General features: G+C 58.6%; 1 protein-coding gene and 1 tRNA gene. One reads left to right on the plus strand and one right to left on the minus strand.

The features are described 5' to 3' along the window. Positions 1–965 (plus strand): tyrosine-type recombinase/integrase (locus ACR0E6_RS21400; RefSeq protein WP_480587091.1); only part of this gene is annotated, 965 nt, incomplete at its 5' end. An 89-nt stretch (positions 966–1,054) separates the two neighbouring features. On the opposite strand, the gene ACR0E6_RS21405 is transcribed toward ACR0E6_RS21400, so the two are convergent. After that, positions 1,055–1,130 (minus strand) — tRNA-Trp (locus tag ACR0E6_RS21405). Positions 1,131–1,180 lie beyond the last annotated feature (50 nt).

Genomic DNA, 1,180 nt, shown 5'->3' on the forward strand with positions numbered 1-1,180 from the left:
AGGACACGTTCGATGCTCTGGTCGCTGCGGCCCAAGCCGAAGTCTGGTCGGAAGATCGGCCGTCAAAATCCGGCCAGCATCGCAACGGCCCACGGCAGGTTCATCACCTGTGGTCGTTCCTGAAACGCGTCATGGCCTATGCTTGCAAAAAAAAGCAGGTCAAGTTCAATGTGAAAGCAGCCATCCTCGACGCGCCGCCGGTTCCGAAACGCGGGCCAAATGTGAAGTACGCATCCGCCGAGGACACCCGCATCCTTGTCGACGGGCTGCGCAATGGTCACGGCCCACGCAAACGCAAAAATCCCGATCTGGCTGACGTGGTTCAGCTTGGGTTCCTGCAGGCGCTGCGCAAACAGGAGACGCTTGGGCTGCAGTGGTCCAACGTCTCACTCGACGCCGACGTGCCGTTCATCAACGTGGTGGATGTGGTCGAGGAAGCGGGCGGCATCTATCGACTGCGCACCGGGACCAAGACGGACGCTAAAACCGGTCAGCTTGGTCGAAAGGTTTTTTTACGCCCTGAAGCGATTGAATTGCTCTGCAGGCGTCAGGGTGTGACCAACAATGCTTTGGTCTTTCCTGACCCCGTCACAGGCGCTGTCTGGCGTCCTTCGGCGGTCTCTTCCATGGTCCGTACGGCTGCAAAAAATCTGGGTGTTGTTGCTGGGCTGCATTCCCGGCGTCATGGCGGGATCACCGCGTTGCTCGAGGCAGGCGTCCCGTTGGAGGTTGTTTCCAAACACGCGGGCCATGCAAACACCGACATGACCGAGACGACTTACGGCTGGGTAACGGATGATCTGGCGAAGCAGCAGGTCGCGGCCATCACATCGGCGCAAAAACCGGTTGAGGCCGAGTTGCCAACTGACGTGATGAAACTGGCGCTCGACTACGCGCTCAAGACCGGCGAGCCGCTGGATCAGGTCATTTCTGCCCTTCATGGGCTGAAAGTTGCCGCAGAGTAGGCAATGCGCCTCATGCGATGCAAATACGGCTCGGTTACACGCCGTTGTTACACGTCGCACAACTGCAATCTGCTAAATCTCTGATTTAATGGCAGGGGCAGCAGGGTTCGAACCCGCGACCTACGGTTTTGGAGACCGTCGCTCTACCAACTGAGCTATACCCCTAGGCTGAGCCTCAGATATGCCAGCCGCGCGGCGGACTCAAGAGGCTTTTT

The organism is Ruegeria sp. AP12 (genome assembly GCF_056540025.1).